General features: G+C 40.3%; 17 protein-coding genes, 1 tRNA gene and 1 riboswitch. Of the genes, 8 read left to right on the top strand and 10 right to left on the bottom strand.

Annotated features, from left to right (window positions below):
- Positions 1-4 precede the first annotated feature (4 nt).
- The 3 genes from thiC to LY624_RS15235 form a co-directional block, all read right to left on the bottom strand.
- Positions 5-1,957 (bottom strand): phosphomethylpyrimidine synthase ThiC, encoded by a 1,953-nt coding sequence (gene thiC, locus LY624_RS15225; RefSeq protein ID WP_341803383.1) that lies wholly within the window; start codon positions 1,955-1,957, stop codon positions 5-7.
- A gap of 144 nt (positions 1,958-2,101) precedes the next feature.
- A riboswitch (TPP riboswitch) is annotated at positions 2,102-2,203 on the bottom strand.
- Between the two features lie 65 nt (positions 2,204-2,268).
- The gene (locus LY624_RS15230) at positions 2,269-2,604 is read right to left on the bottom strand and encodes an META domain-containing protein (protein ID WP_341803384.1); all 336 of its coding nucleotides are present in this window, start codon (positions 2,602-2,604) and stop codon (positions 2,269-2,271) included.
- 189 nt (positions 2,605-2,793) lie between these two features.
- Positions 2,794-3,183 carry an acyl-CoA thioesterase gene (locus tag LY624_RS15235; protein ID WP_130149295.1) on the bottom strand — a complete coding sequence of 130 codons (390 nt, stop codon included), beginning with the start codon at positions 3,181-3,183 and terminating at the stop codon, positions 2,794-2,796.
- A gap of 151 nt (positions 3,184-3,334) precedes the next feature.
- Between LY624_RS15235 and LY624_RS15240 the strand changes: the two genes are divergently transcribed.
- Positions 3,335-5,434 carry a TonB-dependent receptor gene (locus LY624_RS15240; protein ID WP_341803385.1) on the top strand — a complete coding sequence of 700 codons (2,100 nt, stop codon included), beginning with the start codon at positions 3,335-3,337 and terminating at the stop codon, positions 5,432-5,434.
- Positions 5,435-5,503: 69 nt separating this feature from the next.
- Here the strand turns inward: LY624_RS15240 and epmA are convergent, their stop codons facing one another.
- Together epmA and efp are read right to left on the bottom strand one after the other, a co-directional pair.
- Entirely contained in the window at positions 5,504-6,478 is a 975-nt protein-coding gene (gene epmA / locus LY624_RS15245) for an elongation factor P--(R)-beta-lysine ligase (RefSeq protein WP_341803386.1), read from the bottom strand.
- 65 nt (positions 6,479-6,543) lie between these two features.
- Positions 6,544-7,110: an elongation factor P gene (gene efp, locus LY624_RS15250; RefSeq protein WP_062568522.1), complete on the bottom strand. Its 567-nt coding sequence runs from the start codon at positions 7,108-7,110 to the stop codon at positions 6,544-6,546.
- A gap of 41 nt (positions 7,111-7,151) precedes the next feature.
- Between efp and epmB the strand changes: the two genes are divergently transcribed.
- Positions 7,152-8,165, top strand: a complete 1,014-nt coding sequence (gene epmB, locus LY624_RS15255) for an EF-P beta-lysylation protein EpmB (protein WP_341803387.1) — start codon at positions 7,152-7,154, stop codon at positions 8,163-8,165.
- Here the strand turns inward: epmB and LY624_RS15260 are convergent, their stop codons facing one another.
- Positions 8,166-8,378 carry a hypothetical protein gene (locus LY624_RS15260; RefSeq protein ID WP_062568520.1) on the bottom strand — a complete coding sequence of 71 codons (213 nt, stop codon included), beginning with the start codon at positions 8,376-8,378 and terminating at the stop codon, positions 8,166-8,168.
- A gap of 72 nt (positions 8,379-8,450) precedes the next feature.
- Between LY624_RS15260 and LY624_RS15265 the strand changes: the two genes are divergently transcribed.
- On the top strand, positions 8,451-8,741 hold the full coding sequence (locus LY624_RS15265; RefSeq protein WP_341803388.1) for a prephenate dehydrogenase: 291 nt from the start codon (positions 8,451-8,453) through the stop codon (positions 8,739-8,741).
- Between the two features lie 187 nt (positions 8,742-8,928).
- On the opposite strand, the gene LY624_RS15270 is transcribed toward LY624_RS15265, so the two are convergent.
- Positions 8,929-9,432 carry a DUF3016 domain-containing protein gene (locus tag LY624_RS15270; RefSeq protein ID WP_130149289.1) on the bottom strand — a complete coding sequence of 168 codons (504 nt, stop codon included), beginning with the start codon at positions 9,430-9,432 and terminating at the stop codon, positions 8,929-8,931.
- A gap of 211 nt (positions 9,433-9,643) precedes the next feature.
- Between LY624_RS15270 and galE the strand changes: the two genes are divergently transcribed.
- A complete protein-coding gene (gene galE / locus LY624_RS15275) occupies positions 9,644-10,657 on the top strand; it encodes a UDP-glucose 4-epimerase GalE (protein ID WP_341803389.1) in 1,014 nt (337 codons plus the stop codon).
- A gap of 136 nt (positions 10,658-10,793) precedes the next feature.
- On the opposite strand, the gene LY624_RS15280 is transcribed toward galE, so the two are convergent.
- Together LY624_RS15280 and LY624_RS15285 are read right to left on the bottom strand one after the other, a co-directional pair.
- On the bottom strand, positions 10,794-11,216 hold the full coding sequence (locus tag LY624_RS15280; RefSeq protein WP_130149287.1) for a hypothetical protein: 423 nt from the start codon (positions 11,214-11,216) through the stop codon (positions 10,794-10,796).
- Positions 11,213-11,446 carry a hypothetical protein gene (locus tag LY624_RS15285; RefSeq protein ID WP_341803390.1) on the bottom strand — a complete coding sequence of 78 codons (234 nt, stop codon included), beginning with the start codon at positions 11,444-11,446 and terminating at the stop codon, positions 11,213-11,215. The genes LY624_RS15280 and LY624_RS15285 overlap by 4 nt, the downstream gene beginning before the upstream one ends.
- A gap of 579 nt (positions 11,447-12,025) precedes the next feature.
- On the opposite strand from LY624_RS15285, the gene LY624_RS15290 reads away from it, so the two are divergent.
- The 3 genes from LY624_RS15290 to LY624_RS15300 all read left to right on the top strand — a co-directional run bounded on the left by LY624_RS15290 (position 12,026) and on the right by LY624_RS15300 (position 13,506).
- Positions 12,026-12,478 carry a hypothetical protein gene (locus LY624_RS15290; RefSeq protein WP_341803391.1) on the top strand — a complete coding sequence of 151 codons (453 nt, stop codon included), beginning with the start codon at positions 12,026-12,028 and terminating at the stop codon, positions 12,476-12,478.
- 143 nt (positions 12,479-12,621) lie between these two features.
- On the top strand, positions 12,622-12,813 hold the full coding sequence (locus LY624_RS15295; protein WP_341803392.1) for a hypothetical protein: 192 nt from the start codon (positions 12,622-12,624) through the stop codon (positions 12,811-12,813).
- A 63-nt stretch (positions 12,814-12,876) separates the two neighbouring features.
- Positions 12,877-13,506: a hypothetical protein gene (locus LY624_RS15300; protein WP_341803394.1), complete on the top strand. Its 630-nt coding sequence runs from the start codon at positions 12,877-12,879 to the stop codon at positions 13,504-13,506.
- A 350-nt stretch (positions 13,507-13,856) separates the two neighbouring features.
- On the opposite strand, the gene LY624_RS15305 is transcribed toward LY624_RS15300, so the two are convergent.
- A tRNA-Ile gene (locus tag LY624_RS15305) sits at positions 13,857-13,933 on the bottom strand.
- Positions 13,934-14,204: 271 nt separating this feature from the next.
- On the opposite strand from LY624_RS15305, the gene hemN reads away from it, so the two are divergent.
- On the top strand, positions 14,205-15,578 hold the full coding sequence (hemN, locus tag LY624_RS15310; protein ID WP_341803395.1) for an oxygen-independent coproporphyrinogen III oxidase: 1,374 nt from the start codon (positions 14,205-14,207) through the stop codon (positions 15,576-15,578).
- Positions 15,579-15,632: the final 54 nt, after the last annotated feature.

The raw sequence follows: 15,632 nt of genomic DNA on the forward strand, positions 1-15,632 counted from the left end.
TAGCCTAAATTGCTTTGTGGTAAATCTCAGAGCCTGTTTTTTTGAACTCCTCTGATTTCGCTTTCATCTCGGCTTCGACATCAACCATTTTGATTTCAATGCCTTCACCCAAGGTATTAAAATCAATACCTCTTTGTTCAAGATCTTTAGCGTAATCACGTACCTCTTGGGTGATCTTCATTGAGCAGAATTTAGGACCACACATAGAGCAAAAATGAGCTATCTTGCCTGATTCTTGCGGCAGTGTTTCGTCGTGATATTCGCGGGCGCGTTCAGGGTCTAAACCGATGTTAAATTGGTCGTGCCAACGGAACTCGAAGCGCGCTTTTGATAGTGCGTTATCACGCTCTTGCGCACCTGGGTGGCCTTTTGCCAAATCGGCGGCATGGGCAGCAATTTTGTAGGTTATTAAACCTTCTTTAACGTCTTCTTTGTTTGGTAAGCCTAAATGCTCTTTAGGGGTTACATAACAAAGCATGGCACAGCCGTACCACGCAATTTGCGCAGCGCCAATGCCTGATGTGAAATGGTCATACCCAGGGGCGATGTCCGTGGTTAATGGGCCAAGGGTGTAAAATGGTGCTTCTTCACAGTGTTTTAGCTGCTCTTCCATGTTCTCTTTGATCATATGCATTGGCACATGGCCTGGGCCTTCGATAAACACTTGTACATCATGTTTCCAAGCCAGTTTTGTCAGCTCACCTAAAGTACGTAATTCACTGAATTGGGCTTCGTCATTGGCATCTGCAATAGAGCCTGGGCGCAAGCCATCCCCTAATGAGAAACACACATCATACTGTTTTAAAATTTCACAAATATCTTCAAAGTGAGTATATAAAAAGTTTTCTTTATGATGCGCTAAACACCATTTCGCCATGATTGAACCACCACGCGAAACAATACCAGTCACACGCTTTGCCGTCATCGGCACGTAACGCAGCAACACTCCTGCGTGAATGGTAAAGTAATCAACACCCTGTTCTGCTTGTTCAATCAAGGTATCGCGGAAAATCTCCCACGTTAGGTCTTCAGCAACACCGTTTACTTTTTCAAGGGCTTGATAAATCGGCACGGTACCAATTGGCACTGGCGAGTTACGTACTACCCATTCACGAGTTTCGTGAATATAACGACCCGTTGATAAGTCCATTACTGTGTCGGCACCCCAACGAGTCGACCACACCATTTTTTCTACTTCTTCTTCGATTGATGAAGTCACCGACGAGTTACCAATATTCGCATTCACTTTAACTAAGAAGTTTCGGCCAATAATCATCGGCTCAGTTTCTGGGTGATTGATGTTGTTAGGCAGCACGGCGCGGCCACGGGCAATTTCATCACGCACAAATTCAGGGGTAATAAAATCAGGAATACTGGCGCCAAACGATTCGCCTTTGTGCTGGGCAGCGAGTAACTCTTCACGAATTTTAGCGCGCCCCATGTTTTCGCGGATCGCCACATATTCCATTTCAGGCGTTACAATACCTTGTCGCGCATAATGCATTTGGGTCACGTTTTTACCCGCTTTTGCACGGCGGATCTTTGGTAGATGTTCAAAGCGGATATGATCTAACCCTTCATCTGCCATACGCTGCTGCGAAAATTGCGACGTAACAGAATCAAGAATTTCAGTGTCGCCGCGGCTTTCAATCCACTTTTCACGATATTTTTCAAGACCTTTACGTACATCAAGTTGAAAATCAGGGTCAGTGTAAGGGCCTGATGTATCGTAAACACGAATTGGTGCATTGGGCTCAAATACGGGGTTCTCTTCAGTACCACCAACAAAGGTATCACTTAAAGTGATTTCGCGCATTCCCACACGTACGTTATCTTGTGTGCCTTCAACATAGACTTTATGTGAGTTAGGAAAAGGTTGACCGGTTAGGTTGTAAATATAATCAGATGCAGCCGCACGAGTTTCGCGGCGAGACGGTTTAGTTGTTGTGTTTGACATGACTTACCTCATTGCTTTAAGGGTTGTCTTGTCAGATATTGCAAGCGCAATAGAGAGTGGCAAACGCCATTGGATCGTTAGTAAGATAAACACTTACTGTTGCAGCCTATGCCGCTTATGCCCCTATATTTGGCGCACAAGCGCCTAACGAGGCAGCTTGTTCCCTACGCAGGTGTTAGCCTGATCAGGTTCACGGATCCCGCTTTCGCGATCTCAGCCTTATTAAAGGCACTCCGACAAGTTTAAATTCGTTGTTTTATAAAAACACAATGAGTGTACGTGAGTTAAAAAATAGCTGCAAGCTAAGCGTTTTAGTTTTTAACGATAAAAGTGAAGTGATGCTCGCCTTGTAACACCAACTGTTCATCATTCAATGAAATTGCTGCGCCTTGCTTTAAAGTCATCAATAATTTCTGTTCTAGCTCATCCACTTTTTCACCGCATGACTTACGAGTCATACCTAGCTTATTTACTTTCAATGTGTCTTCGACGAGCTGCCCTTCACCAAAAAATTTATTACAACCCGCAAAGCCATTAATTTGCATGGCTTCAATAAAACGCATTGATGCACTTTGTGACACAGGGATAGATAAACCATTTATTTTTGATAGCTGCCATTGTGTGTATTTTAAGTGCTCGCTTGACACGCTCCCAGTTGATGAGCATCCCACACAAAATAATACAAAAAGAATTGGCAAGGCGACTAGCTTCATATATTTTTCGACTTTATTTTCAATTTAGTAATGATAACAATATTTAACGCGTTTGATCGTTAAAAAAACATGTTTTATCTGTAAAAAAATGTTCTAAGCTAGCTCTTTATAGAACAACAAGGGTTATTTGAATAACTTATCGATTTCTTCTGGTAAAAAAGGACGACCTTTTTCATTAACTGACGTGCCAATCACAAATGCTTGCAGCATCACTTTATCATCACATTTACGATAAATAGTTTGTCTAAAAGCAAATTTTATTCGGCTAACTCGCTCAGGTTCTACCACAACATAAAATTCATCGCCTGGTACTAAAGAGGCTTTGTAATCCATTTCACTGCGAAGCACCACAAGATTCACTTTTTCTTTGGCTAATTTTGCAAAATCGATATCTTTGGCATGTAAAAACTCATGACGTGCGTGCTCAAGATAATTAAAATACACACTGTTGTTAACAATGCCTTGTAAATCGCACTCATAATCTCGCACTTTAAAGTCAACTTTAAAGGTCATAGTCGTATTCCTAATCAATTTACGTATAATTGCCTGCGTTTATATCATAAATACCTAAACAACCTAAAGATTCACTTTGTTTGGGTAGCAATAGCCATTTGGCCAGCAGGCTTGCTAGAATAGCAGTCCCTAAAATGGAGTTAAGAACCGCATGAAACGACGTTTATCATTATTATCTGCTGCTATTTTGCCATTATTTGCAGCATCAACAATCGCTTATGCTGAAGACGGTGAGCTAGAAAAAATTTTAGTCACTGGTGATTTCCAAAAAGAAAGTATTCAAACACTTAGCGCCAGCGCCAGCTTATTTTCTGATCATGAGATCAATCAGCGAGGCGCTAAGTTTTTAGATGAGATGCTAGCAAGTGCCGCGAATGTAAACTTTACGTCTGGCGCATCACGAGGTCGTTATGTGCAAATTCGTGGTGTTGGTTTGCGCTCACAGTTTGTTGACCCAATTAACCCATCTGTAGGTTTGGTGATCGACGGTATTAACTACTCTGGCCTTGGTGGTAGTTCATTATTATTTGATGTTGACCAAGTTGAAATTTACCGTGGACCACAAGGCACACGCTTTGGCGCTGATGCACTTGCCGGTATGATTCAAATGGAATCAGCTGCACCAACCCTTGATCCAAGTGTAAAAGTGCAGCTTGGCGCAGGTAATTACAATAGCTATGAGGCAGGTATTGCTGCCAGCACGGGTATTACCGATGACACCGCAGTGCGCGCTAGCATTTATCAACGTGAGTCTGATGGTTACGTTGAAAACCGTTATTTAAACAAAGATACCCAGCAACAAGACGAGCTCGTTTCTCGCTTTAAATTACACAGCCAGCTAACAAATAACTTACGCACAGAGCTGAGTGTTCACTATATTGATATTAATAATGGCTACGATGCATTTACACTCGATAATAGCCGTTACAGTGTTGCTGATGAGCCAGGCGAAGATAACCAAGAAAGCATTGCAGTTGGCCTTGCCAATACATACACCGGCTTCGATTTATTTGATGTAAGCCTTAATGTGTCAGGTATCGACAGTGAGCTACTTTACAGTTTTGACGAAGATTGGGTGTGTAATGATGAAGCTCAGCCAGAACTATGCGCCGCTGGTTTACATGAGTGGGGCTATAGCTCAACAGATACTTACCTGCGCGATCGCAAAGATCAAGCGGCCGAACTGCAATTTAATGGTAAGTCTGGCGAATGGGTAGCGGGCATTTATTATCAAGGTCGTGAAGTTGACTTGGAACGCCAATACACATGGCTGACACAACCTTTTACCTCAAATTATGAAACCAGCAACATCGCTGCATATGGTCAAGTAGCAACCCCTATAGGGCCAAAAACAACCTTAATTACGGGTCTGCGCATTGAGCAATATCAAGGCGACTACATTGATAACAATGGCTTTATTGAAGAAACCGATGATGTCATGGTGGGTGGTAAACTTGCTCTTGAATACCAAGTGATTGATCGCACCATGATCTACACCAGTATTACTCGTGGCTACAAAGCAGGCGGTATTAACTCTGAAGCACTGGCAAAAGCAAAAGATGAAGGCTTAAATCTAGATGCTGATTTCTTTGCGAACCACACATCATTTGCCCCTGAATATTTATGGAGCGGTGAGTTTGGTGTGAAAGGCAGCTCACTTGACGATAGATTTGTATTACGCTTAGCCGCTTTTTACATGTATCGCGAAGATATGCAGCTAAAATCGTGGCAAGTTGAAGGTCAAAAGTTCACAGGTTATATCGATAACGCAAGCTCTGGCGAAAACTACGGTTTAGAAATTGAAGGCAGCTTCCAAGCTACTGACAACTTACTACTAACGGGTAGTGCAGGTTATCTACATACAGAAATTAATGACTTTGTTGCGCAATCAGGCCTAGATCAAGATGGTCGTGACCAAGCACAAGCACCTAAATACCAATATGCATTCACTGCGCGCTATAACTTTACGCCAGCACTTTACGCATCAATTGGTGTTGAGGGCAAAGACGATTACTACTTCTCTGATAGCCACAACTCACAAGCACCAAGCACTAACTTAGTAAATGCTTCATTTGGTTATGAAAGTGATAATTGGAGCATTAATGCATGGGCACGTAACTTATTTGATGAAGACGTACCAACCCGTGGCTTTGAGTTTGGTAACGACCCATTAGACGGTTACGCGACTCACACATACACACAACTTGGCGAACCTATGGTTGCCGGTGTGACATTTATTTACGAGCTATAAACCGTAGGCGCGACTTTATGTCGCGCTTTTAAAATCAACGAAAATCGCGGGGTAAACCCGCTCCTACAATTAAGCCCTTTCAACATCAAAGGCAATCACGTCTTTAATCTTTTGCTTATTGGTTGCCAGCATAATGAGTCGATCAATTCCCAGTGCCACACCAGCACATTGCGGTAACCCATTTTCAAGTGCAGCTATTAAACGCTCATCCATTGGCACTTGTTTTAAGCCATTCGCTTCACGGTATTGATTATCTTCTTTAAAGCGAGCAGCCTGCTCTTTAGCATCCGTTAGTTCATTAAAGCCGTTTGCCAGTTCCATATTTTTAAAATATAACTCAAAGCGCCCTGCTACCCGCTCATCATGCTGGCAAATTTGGGCAAGAGCGGCTTGCGATGCAGGAAAATGATAAACAAAACAAGGCTTTTCTTGGCCAATCGTTGGCTCTACCTTCATACAAAATAATAGCTGCAACAAAGTATCGCGATGTGTTTCATGCGCAGCAATATCGGCAAAGCCTTGCTCCGTTGCTAGTTGCTGCAATGTGCTAATATCAGCCGTTAAAGGGTCTACAGCTAATGCATTAATAAAGGCTTGCTGATAAGTTAGCCGCTCTGCGGGTTTTACGCCGAGCACTAATTGCATAAGCTCATCCATTTCATCCATAAGCGCAAATTCATCAAAACCTGGGCGATACCACTCAAGCATTGTAAATTCAGGGTTATGATGGCTACCCGCCTCTTCATTACGAAATGCTTTACAAAGCTGGAAAATAGCCCCAGAGCCCGCAGCAAGTAAACGCTTCATAGCAAACTCAGGCGACGTTTGTAAATACAATAGCAAGCCACCAGCATGACCAGGACCAACAAACTCTGTGCTAAATGTGGCTAAATGTACATCGGTTACGCTGGCAGCACTAAGACTTGGCGTTTCAACCTCCATTACATCCCGTGCATAAAAGAACTCGCGAATACGGCGGATGATGACGGCACGCTCGCGTAAAGTTTCGATATCGGCGCTTGGTTGCCAAAGGACATTAGACATAGTGTTTCCCAAAAAAAATCCCAGCATAAGCTGGGATTTTATAACAAATTGCTTAATTAAGCCTATTACTTAACACGGCTCACGTATTCACCGCTACGTGTATCAACTTTGATCACTTCGCCGATTTGTACGAATAGAGGAACACGAACAACAGCACCTGTGCTTAATGTTGCTGGTTTACCGCCAGTACCCGCTGTATCACCTTTTAGACCTGGATCTGTTTCAGTGATTTCTAATTCAACAAAGTTTGGTGGCGTCACAGCGATTGGGCTACCGTTCCAAAGTGTGATTGTACAAACGTCATTTTCAACTAACCATTTTGCATTGTCGCCAAGCGCTTTTTCATCAGCAGCGATTTGCTCAAATGTTTCGTTGTTCATAAAGTGCCAGAACTCACCGTCAGTGTATAGATACGCTAAGTCTGTATCCATTACGTCTGCACCTTCAACTGTTTCACCTGACTTGAATGTTTTTTCTAGTACTTTACCTGTAATAAGTTTACGAATACGAACACGGTTAAACGCTTGGCCTTTACCTGGTTTTACCATTTCATTTTCTAAGATGCTGCAAGGTTCACCGTCTAACATAATTTTTAGGCCGCCCTTGAACTCATTGGTGCTATAATTCGCCATCGTTTCCTCTGTCTAAATAATTTCGAGTAATCTACGTGTCAATGATACAAAGAAATGAAGTAAATTTGCATAAAAACTGGCAAAAAGAATTGGCAAATGTTGTCACTTGCCCTGAACGCTTGCTAAAAATGCTAGGATTATCAAGCAAAGTAGACGAAAAAGACCTTAAAGCACGCAGTCTTTTTCCTGTCCGCGTGCCGCTGCCTTTTATCAAAAAAATGCGTTATGGCGACATCAAAGACCCACTTTTGCTGCAAGTGATGCCAAGGCACCAAGAGTTTTTAGCACAAACAGGATACGACAAAGATCCATTAAAAGAGCAAGATAACGACCAACCTGGTTTATTACACAAGTATCGCTCTCGTGTTTTGGTCATGTTTAAAACAGGCTGTGCGGTCAATTGTCGTTATTGTTTTAGGCGCCACTTTCCGTATCAAGAAAATCAATTGAATAAGCGTAGTTTAATTGAAGCCCTCGCCTATATAAAAGCAGATACCAACATCAACGAAGTTATTTTAAGTGGTGGCGACCCATTAATGGCCAAAGACGATGCTGTTAGTTGGTTTATGGATGAGTTAGAACAGCTTCCACAAATTAAACGCCTACGTATTCATAGCCGCTTGCCTGTGGTGATCCCAGCAAGAATTACCGATGAGCTGTGTGCCCGTTTTGCAGCATCACCTTTAAAAGTGGTGTTTATCAACCATATTAATCATGCAAACGAAATTGATGATGACTTTAAAGCTGCTATGCAAAAGCTAAAAGTAGTGGGGGTCACTTTGTTAAATCAAGCGGTGTTATTAAAAGATGTGAATGATACAGCAAGGGCGCAAATAGCCCTCAGTGAGGCTCTATTCGATGCTGACATACTGCCCTATTACTTGCACCTACTTGATAAAGTGGAAGGGGCGAGTCATTTTGATATACCTGAGCAACTAGCAAAACAAATAATGTCAGATATGCTAGCAGCATTACCTGGTTTTTTAGTACCCAAACTAGTTAGAGAGATCGGTGGAGAAAAAAGTAAAACTCCTATCGACCTCAATCTAGTTTAGTTACACATATACGTTTATGTTATTACCCAACGTTGCGGTTACAGACTTTGCAGGTGTTTGTGCGGCGCTCGAATTTACTGCAGCACCTTCAATAAGAGCAAGTGCAGCAGCGCCTTCAGCTTTTTGCTGTTTTTTTGCAAGAGCAGCACTATAAAGCTCCGCACTTTCACCACCGCCACTCATTGCCGGTAAATTTGATCCTGATATATTCATAGTTCACTACCTGACTTTTTATAACAATCCACGTACTATATCGGCATTGCAGTCTAAAGCTTTAGGAAAAAAATGGATTCAATTATTGAACAACTCAATGCTAACCTAAAAATCGTTTATCGTCAGGCACTTGATGCTGATAAAAAATTAGATGATTTACAGCAGCAAGGCCATGGTAAGTTTAAAGCCTTATTTGCACAAGATGTAGGCTTTGATTTTGAAGCCAAACGCTTTAAACCTTATGTTCTCGATGTTGCTGCTGATGTAGAAAGCTTAAGCAACGACGGGATGGACGAAGAAAAACTGAAAAAAACAGTTTTTAAGCTTCAACAGTTATTACAACTGTTAGCGACGTTTAAGTAACGTAGAAGCCTCTATTTCATTTGTTGTAAATAGAGGCGATCGCGCGAAATAAATTTCACGCCTACATCAAACGTAGACGTCAAGCTTGCTTGGCGTGCCTAACATTCAACGTCTAGCTTACAAATTAAAACAGAACCCACAAACAACACAGTTCTGCTTAAAACTGACGGCTTACTGCTTTTAGTAATTACTCGCCAAGGTTTAATGATGGTAATAGCTCATCTTCAAACCAATCAGTGATCAAACGTTTATCGTAATAATAGGCTTCATCACGGCCCATTTTCATACGATCCATAAAGCCCATGTCCTTGAGTTTTACATCGCTGGCCTCGCTTAATACCTTGCCACTTTTGTCTGTCACTGAATAATTTAAATCGATTCTAGGAAAATAAATTGGCTTAATAATGCGCAGTTCGTTCATCGAACCAAAACGAACATCACCAGCAAGATCAAGATCCGTCACCTCAACATTAAGCGTATACCCTTCTGGTAGTTTTTCAGCAAGCTTGCTAAAGTGTTTTTCAAGGTTGTTCGCTACGCTTTTATGAAATGATCCTTTAGTTGAGTTATTCCCTGGACGTACATCCCGATAATCATCAAAGTCGTGCCATTTTACCTTTGCCTCTCCCGCATAGGTGAAGGCTGGCAATACAAATATCATAGCGAGAGTTATTTTCTTTAATGTATTCATCTTTCTCTCCATCGAAATACGGTTATATAAACTAAACATTCACCTTTAACTATAGCTTAACCACATCGTTCACTTGTAACCAATATGGTATAAAATGTAACCCAAAGCAAGACAATAGGCTCTCCTTACTATTGTAAATTTAGAATATAATTTTGCTACAAAGTATGATGAAATAGAGGCTATTCAACCACATATTAATCTTAGAGCTTTTATGACCATTTTAGTCACCGGCGGAGCTGGATATATCGGCTCTCATACAGTGTTAGAGCTACTTCAACAAGGTAGTGAAGTTATTGTACTTGATAACTTAAGTAACTCATCCAACGAATCGCTTAAACGCGTTAAGCAAATCACTGAAAAAGAAATTACTTTTTATCAAGGAGATGTACAAGATAGAGAATGCCTTGATGAGATTTTCAAGCATCATAACATTGATAGCGTGATCCACTTTGCTGGTTTAAAATCTGTAGGCGAATCTGTTGCTAAACCTATTGAGTACTATCAAAACAATGTGCAAGGTACCCTTACATTAGTGGATGCCATGCGTGATGCAGGTGTATTCAAATTAGTTTTTAGTTCATCTGCAACCGTTTATGGCAACCCTGCGAGCTTACCTATTCGTGAAGATTTTCCTGTGGGTGGCACAACCAACCCATATGGCACATCTAAGCTTATGGTTGAAATGATACTGCAAGACATCGTTAAATCAGATGACCGTTTTGCGCTAGCATTACTACGCTACTTCAATCCTGTAGGGGCGCACAAATCAGGCCTCATTGGTGAAGATCCTAATGATATTCCAAATAATTTACTGCCGTATATTTCACAAGTTGCTGTAGGAAGGCTCGAAAAACTCAGCGTATTTGGCGATGACTACAATACAAAAGATGGTACCGGTGTTCGTGATTATATCCATGTGGTTGATTTGGCGTTAGGCCACTTAAAAGCATTAGAACGCATTGCCGATAATACAGGCGCCCATATTTATAACCTTGGCACAGGAAACGGCTATTCAGTACTAGAGATGGTCAACGCCTTCGAGAAAGCCAGTGGTCAAGCCGTACCTTACCAAATATCACCACGTCGCTCTGGCGATATAGCCGCCTGTTACGCTGCAACTGAAAAGGCATTCAATGAACTAGGTTGGCAAGCTGAGCGAGGTATTGATGAAATGATGCAAGATACGTGGCGTTGGCAAAGCAATAACCCTAATGGTTATAAGTAATCAGCCAGTATTAGCACTTTAAATATGTTTTAAGCCGGTGTTTATACCGGCTTTTTAAGCGGCGAATAATTTTTAATCTGCATTAACCCTTAGGCTGTATAAGTGAGGTTTACTTAAATGATTATTCAATATTGAATTAGTTTTCGGATGAATCATATTCCTCACGAGGTCTGTTTGATACTAACTTTTGCAGCCAATAGCCATCATGCTTTTCAAAAATATTTAGCCCTTCTCTTGTGTTCACTAAAATATTATTACCAACAGTCGTGTAATAAAGCGGGTTTGGGTCAATCGATATTAATGCGTGCACTATACCAATCAAGTCATCAGAAAGGTATTTTTCTAAAGCGTTCACATCTTTGATGCCCATTGTGATGTAATCATAAAGTTGCTTCGCTGTTATATCAGACTTTAATTTATGTACAGAGGCGTCTGCCACACCTACGCACTTATCATAAAAGTCCATACCTAACATAGTTTGCTTATCCTCACACAAAGATAAATCTGAAAACTGTGCAAAGCATGTACTTGGTAATAATAAAACTAAAAATTTTTTCATTGTGCCACCTGATAACGCTCTGCGATATTCCAGCTTCTCCAATCAGCGAATAACTTTTCAAACTGCATGGGGCTTTGCGCAAAGCTACTTTCAATCGCCTGTATATCCCACATGGTTTTAATTTGAATACCTGCACTTAATGCATTCAAAACAGCTGCTGTTTTAAATGCAGGTATACCAGTTTTTAATTCTAAAGTCTCGCCAGCAGCATCAGCTGACGCTTCGGACATAAAAGCTACTTTAAATAAATCTGAAGTTGGATCTGCAGCAGATAATAATTTAGGTATTGCCTTATACAGGTGCACGGCTGTCTAAGGTGAAATCGATGTGCTGGAATGATGTAAATTTATTATCGCGGCCAAGATGATTCCCGCAACACTGACGAAAACCCGCCAGAACTATGAAATACTGCTTCAAAATTTAGTAGTAGACATTTTAAGTAAAAGACAAATAAAGTGTGGAGTAGGTCGTTTTGTATTTCCTTCTAGGATTAAATCAAAACATGGATATCACTGGAGTGAGATAGAGTTTGGAGGGAAGCTATTACATTAGCTGGACTGCATCATTCAAATCCTAATCTTAGACCAAAGACCTATGGCTCAAGACGTACTTTTGCAACATTACATAGACAAAGTGGTGCAGACATAAGTGTCGTATCAAAATCACTCTACCACACTTCACTTAAGCACACTCTAATTTATGTCTGTGCAAATATCACTCAGGCTAGAGATGCAATTGATGGTGCATTTCAATTCCTAAAATTATTTTTGTGTTAATATAGTGTTTTAATATAAATAAGGAATGTTTATATGCCTCTAAGTGAGCAAATTCTGAAATACTTACCAGTTAATGCTGAAGACAATGCTCAGCACATCAATGACATTTGTTTCAACAGCGTAAGTTGGACAATATACACAGCAGGGAATTTCCAAAACCCTATTGAGCTAATGGAACTTCTTGGAGTATTTACAGTGCTGGATACTAAAAAAGCTTTAGATTTGGCATCTAAATTAGGGAACGGGAGTGTAAGTGGTCGCTTCGATATAAATCCAAACTACTTACTTCACGTTACAGACATCTCATTTTATGATCTCATATCCGATTATAAAGATCGTGATCAAGAGTTTCTTGTTAAAGAATGTTTTAAAGCCTTAGAAGCGAGGGATAAGAAGTTTGACGGAATACACTTTGTAAAAGACGGTATTATTTTCATACAAAAACCAGCCGCAAGAATGTGTAAAAGTACTTTCAGCCCAACCTGATGAGGTTGCCAAAGCCGCAAAGGTAAGGTGTATTCCACATTAAACATGACACTCGCTGTGGGTGTCTGTTATGTTTCATAATAAAGACCTAATCTTACTTCAATTTCAAAATAAAAGATGTCTAGTTGTTCAGGGGAAGATCAGTGTTGGTTAATGTTCTAGCGGCTGAATTTGAAAACTTACCTAGCTTATTAAATGAATTAACCCCAGAAGCACGAATTGATACTGTATGTAAGCTAACAAAGTTTGCTATATCCACAATAAAGCCTGTTTCATCTGGTTTGATCACTCGAAAGGAAGAGCCTGAGGCCAATACGCTTCATTTTTCAGAATAGAAAATGATACAAACAAAAGTGGGCTATAAAAAAGCTAAAAAGTTAATGTAAAAAGGTAAAGTAATGCTTGAAATATTCGTAGTTATAGCCCTAGTAATAGCAATAGTTCTAATTATGAATAAGAAGAGCGAAGCAACTATAGAGAAAACAAATAAACAACCTATTAGCCATAAACAACCACTACAGAACCCTATTCAAACTAAAGCAAAAAGCCCAATCATAAAAGATTCCTCTAAAAATGATGTCCATGGTATTGATTATGACGGTAGGCATATACAAGATGCGATAAAATACCGCGATTTAGGGAGAGTGGCCTTCAAAGAAGGGAGAAATAATGATGCTTGGAATTATTTCAGCATGGAATCAGAGGAATACGCTAAACATGCTGAAGTAATGGGGTTTTCTGCAATAAATACAATCTGTCTTTGCAACTCTGTTGGTGAAGCTAGAGCTAATATATTAAGAGTTGAAGGTAAACATTTAGATGCTTTTTTCCACATATTTCTATGGGTTGCCACTTCAAAGCACAGAAAAATAAAAAAGCATGACCAAAAGCTTCAGGCTTACTTCAATAGATGTAAGTTTAAAAAACTGACACTTGATGAAGTCAAAGCTTACCTTAATGAACTCGAAGCCATAGATTCGTCTAATATCATAAATCAGTTTCAGGTATGGAGAGACAATGAGAAATGAGAAAGTTACTACTCTTTATTAGGTATTATCTAAAGTAGACAAAAATAGAAATAGTTTTCTGACTCACAAAAAAGAAAACCTAAATTACCCTAGCTTCAAATTTTAATATTTTCGGCTGTCACTGAGGGCAATCAAGTCCTAAAGATTTAACCCCACCAGAACCTAGCAAAACCTTTCATCAAACCTATCTGTTCCCAACTATAGCAATAAATTACAAGTGAATTAGTTTTGAGACAAATACGCGCACAGTGATTAGCGATTTATATTGTCCTAAAACTGATCCGTAGCACGTCCGTGGAAATAACTTAATAATTTTGTTAGTGGGTGTTTACTTGAGAAGCTTTTAAAAATGGTGGCCCCTCCCAGACTTGAACTGGGGACCTAACGATTATGAGTCGTGTGCTCTAACCAACTGAGCTAAGGGGCCATGCTATTAGCGAAAGCTAATTTTTTAGATGCGTTTATAGACATAAGTCTCTAAAGCGGGTTGCAGTATAAAAACTTTTTTTAGCCTTGTCACTAGCAAAACTCTTTATTTTAACAATCAATACTCTAACTGCTCAAATAGTAAACTTATCTATTTTTCAATTACCTCTGCTATGTTGGCTAGTTTGTAGACGTTGATATTGTCCTAGATCAAATAGCAGAATGAGTAAACTCGTTAAAATAGCCACTCTATTAATTGCGGAGTGCTGACTGTGATAAATTTACCAAGCTGGGATGAATCTCTGATCAACAAGTACAATATTTCTGGGCCTCGATATACCTCTTACCCCACCGCATTGTCTTTAGCTGATGGTTATAAACAACAAGATATGATCAATGCGATTGCGGCCTCAAAGAGCCGCTCTTTATCTTTGTATATTCATATCCCTTTTTGCAGTCAGCTTTGTTATTACTGCGGTTGTAATAAAGTGATCACTCGTCATCAATCGAAAGCCGATTTATACCTAGATAACTTGGCGCTTGAGATTGCTGAGCAAGCAACACTATTTGCTGATTATAGCGTTGAGCAACTGCATTTAGGGGGTGGTACGCCAACCTTTCTATCGGCAGAGCAAATGAGCCGTTTAATGGCATTGGTTGAGCAGCACTTTAATTTTGCTGATGATGCCGAGCGCGGTATTGAAATTGATCCTCGCTCTTTAGCTGATGGCATGCTAGTACACCTGCGCAAGCTTGGCTTCAATCGTGTCTCGTTTGGTATTCAAGACTTCAATGATGCTGTACAGCTGGCAGTTAATCGCCCACAAAGCGTGCAGTCAGTAAAAGGTTTAATCAGTGAGGCTCGTGAGCTTGGCTTCAAATCAATTAATGCTGATATGATTTACGGTTTGCCATTACAAACACCAGAGAGCTTTAAAGAGACGATTTCGCAGTTAATTGAATTAAACCCAGATCGCGTGTCGGTTTTTAATTACGCTCATTTACCTGATAGATTCGCAGCGCAGCGTAAAATTAAAGATGCAGACTTACCGTCTGCTAGCGACAAGCTCACAATGTTTAAAAATACGCTTGAGCAGATGTTAGCTGCGGGCTATCAGTTTATCGGTATGGATCACTTTGCCCGTAAAGATAATGAGCTCGCCATTGCACAAAACAAAGGTCAATTGCACCGCAATTTCCAAGGTTACACCACGCATGGTCAATGTGATTTATTAGGCTTAGGTGTGTCGTCAATTTCGCAAATTGGCAATGCCATTTTACAAAATGAAAAAGAGCTTAAGCACTATTATAAAGCTGTGCAAGAAGGTTTTGGCAGCGCGGTATGTAAAGGTGTTTTACTCAGTGATGACGATACCTTACGTGCAGCGGTGATCAAACAACTGATTTGTCAGTTTGAGCTTGATATTCCAACAATCGAGCAACAGTTTAAAATTAACTTTACACATTATTTCCGTGAAGCTCTACTCGCTCTCGAGCCATTACGTGCTGATGGTTTAGTGTCAGTTAGCGAAGACAAGATCACTGTTACAGCCCGCGGTAACTTATTTATTCGTATTATTTGTATGTGCTTTGACGCGCACTTACAACAACAAATCAAACAAACACGTTTTTCACGGGTTATTTGATATTTTCACGCCCAAACTAAAAAGCAGAGCAATAAAATTGCTCTGCTTTTTTAT

This window comes from Pseudoalteromonas sp. N1230-9, assembly GCF_032716425.1.
GTDB lineage: Bacteria > Pseudomonadota > Gammaproteobacteria > Enterobacterales > Alteromonadaceae > Pseudoalteromonas.

Bases quoted from the DNA above. Each gene is read 5' to 3' on its own strand.
- thiC (WP_341803383.1), bottom strand. From the start codon at position 1,957: ATGTCAAACACAACAACTAAACCGTCTCGCCGCGAAACTCGTGCGGCT.
- LY624_RS15235 (WP_130149295.1), bottom strand. From the start codon at position 3,183: ATGACCTTTAAAGTTGACTTTAAAGTGCGAGATTATGAGTGCGATTTA.
- LY624_RS15240 (WP_341803385.1), top strand. From the start codon at position 3,335: ATGAAACGACGTTTATCATTATTATCTGCTGCTATTTTGCCATTATTT.
- epmA (WP_341803386.1), bottom strand. From the start codon at position 6,478: ATGTCTAATGTCCTTTGGCAACCAAGCGCCGATATCGAAACTTTACGC.
- efp (WP_062568522.1), bottom strand. From the start codon at position 7,110: ATGGCGAATTATAGCACCAATGAGTTCAAGGGCGGCCTAAAAATTATG.
- epmB (WP_341803387.1), top strand. From the start codon at position 7,152: ATGATACAAAGAAATGAAGTAAATTTGCATAAAAACTGGCAAAAAGAA.
- LY624_RS15260 (WP_062568520.1), bottom strand. From the start codon at position 8,378: ATGAATATATCAGGATCAAATTTACCGGCAATGAGTGGCGGTGGTGAA.
- LY624_RS15265 (WP_341803388.1), top strand. From the start codon at position 8,451: ATGGATTCAATTATTGAACAACTCAATGCTAACCTAAAAATCGTTTAT.
- LY624_RS15270 (WP_130149289.1), bottom strand. From the start codon at position 9,432: ATGAATACATTAAAGAAAATAACTCTCGCTATGATATTTGTATTGCCA.
- galE (WP_341803389.1), top strand. From the start codon at position 9,644: ATGACCATTTTAGTCACCGGCGGAGCTGGATATATCGGCTCTCATACA.
- LY624_RS15280 (WP_130149287.1), bottom strand. From the start codon at position 11,216: ATGAAAAAATTTTTAGTTTTATTATTACCAAGTACATGCTTTGCACAG.
- LY624_RS15285 (WP_341803390.1), bottom strand. From the start codon at position 11,446: ATGTCCGAAGCGTCAGCTGATGCTGCTGGCGAGACTTTAGAATTAAAA.
- LY624_RS15290 (WP_341803391.1), top strand. From the start codon at position 12,026: ATGCCTCTAAGTGAGCAAATTCTGAAATACTTACCAGTTAATGCTGAA.
- LY624_RS15300 (WP_341803394.1), top strand. From the start codon at position 12,877: ATGCTTGAAATATTCGTAGTTATAGCCCTAGTAATAGCAATAGTTCTA.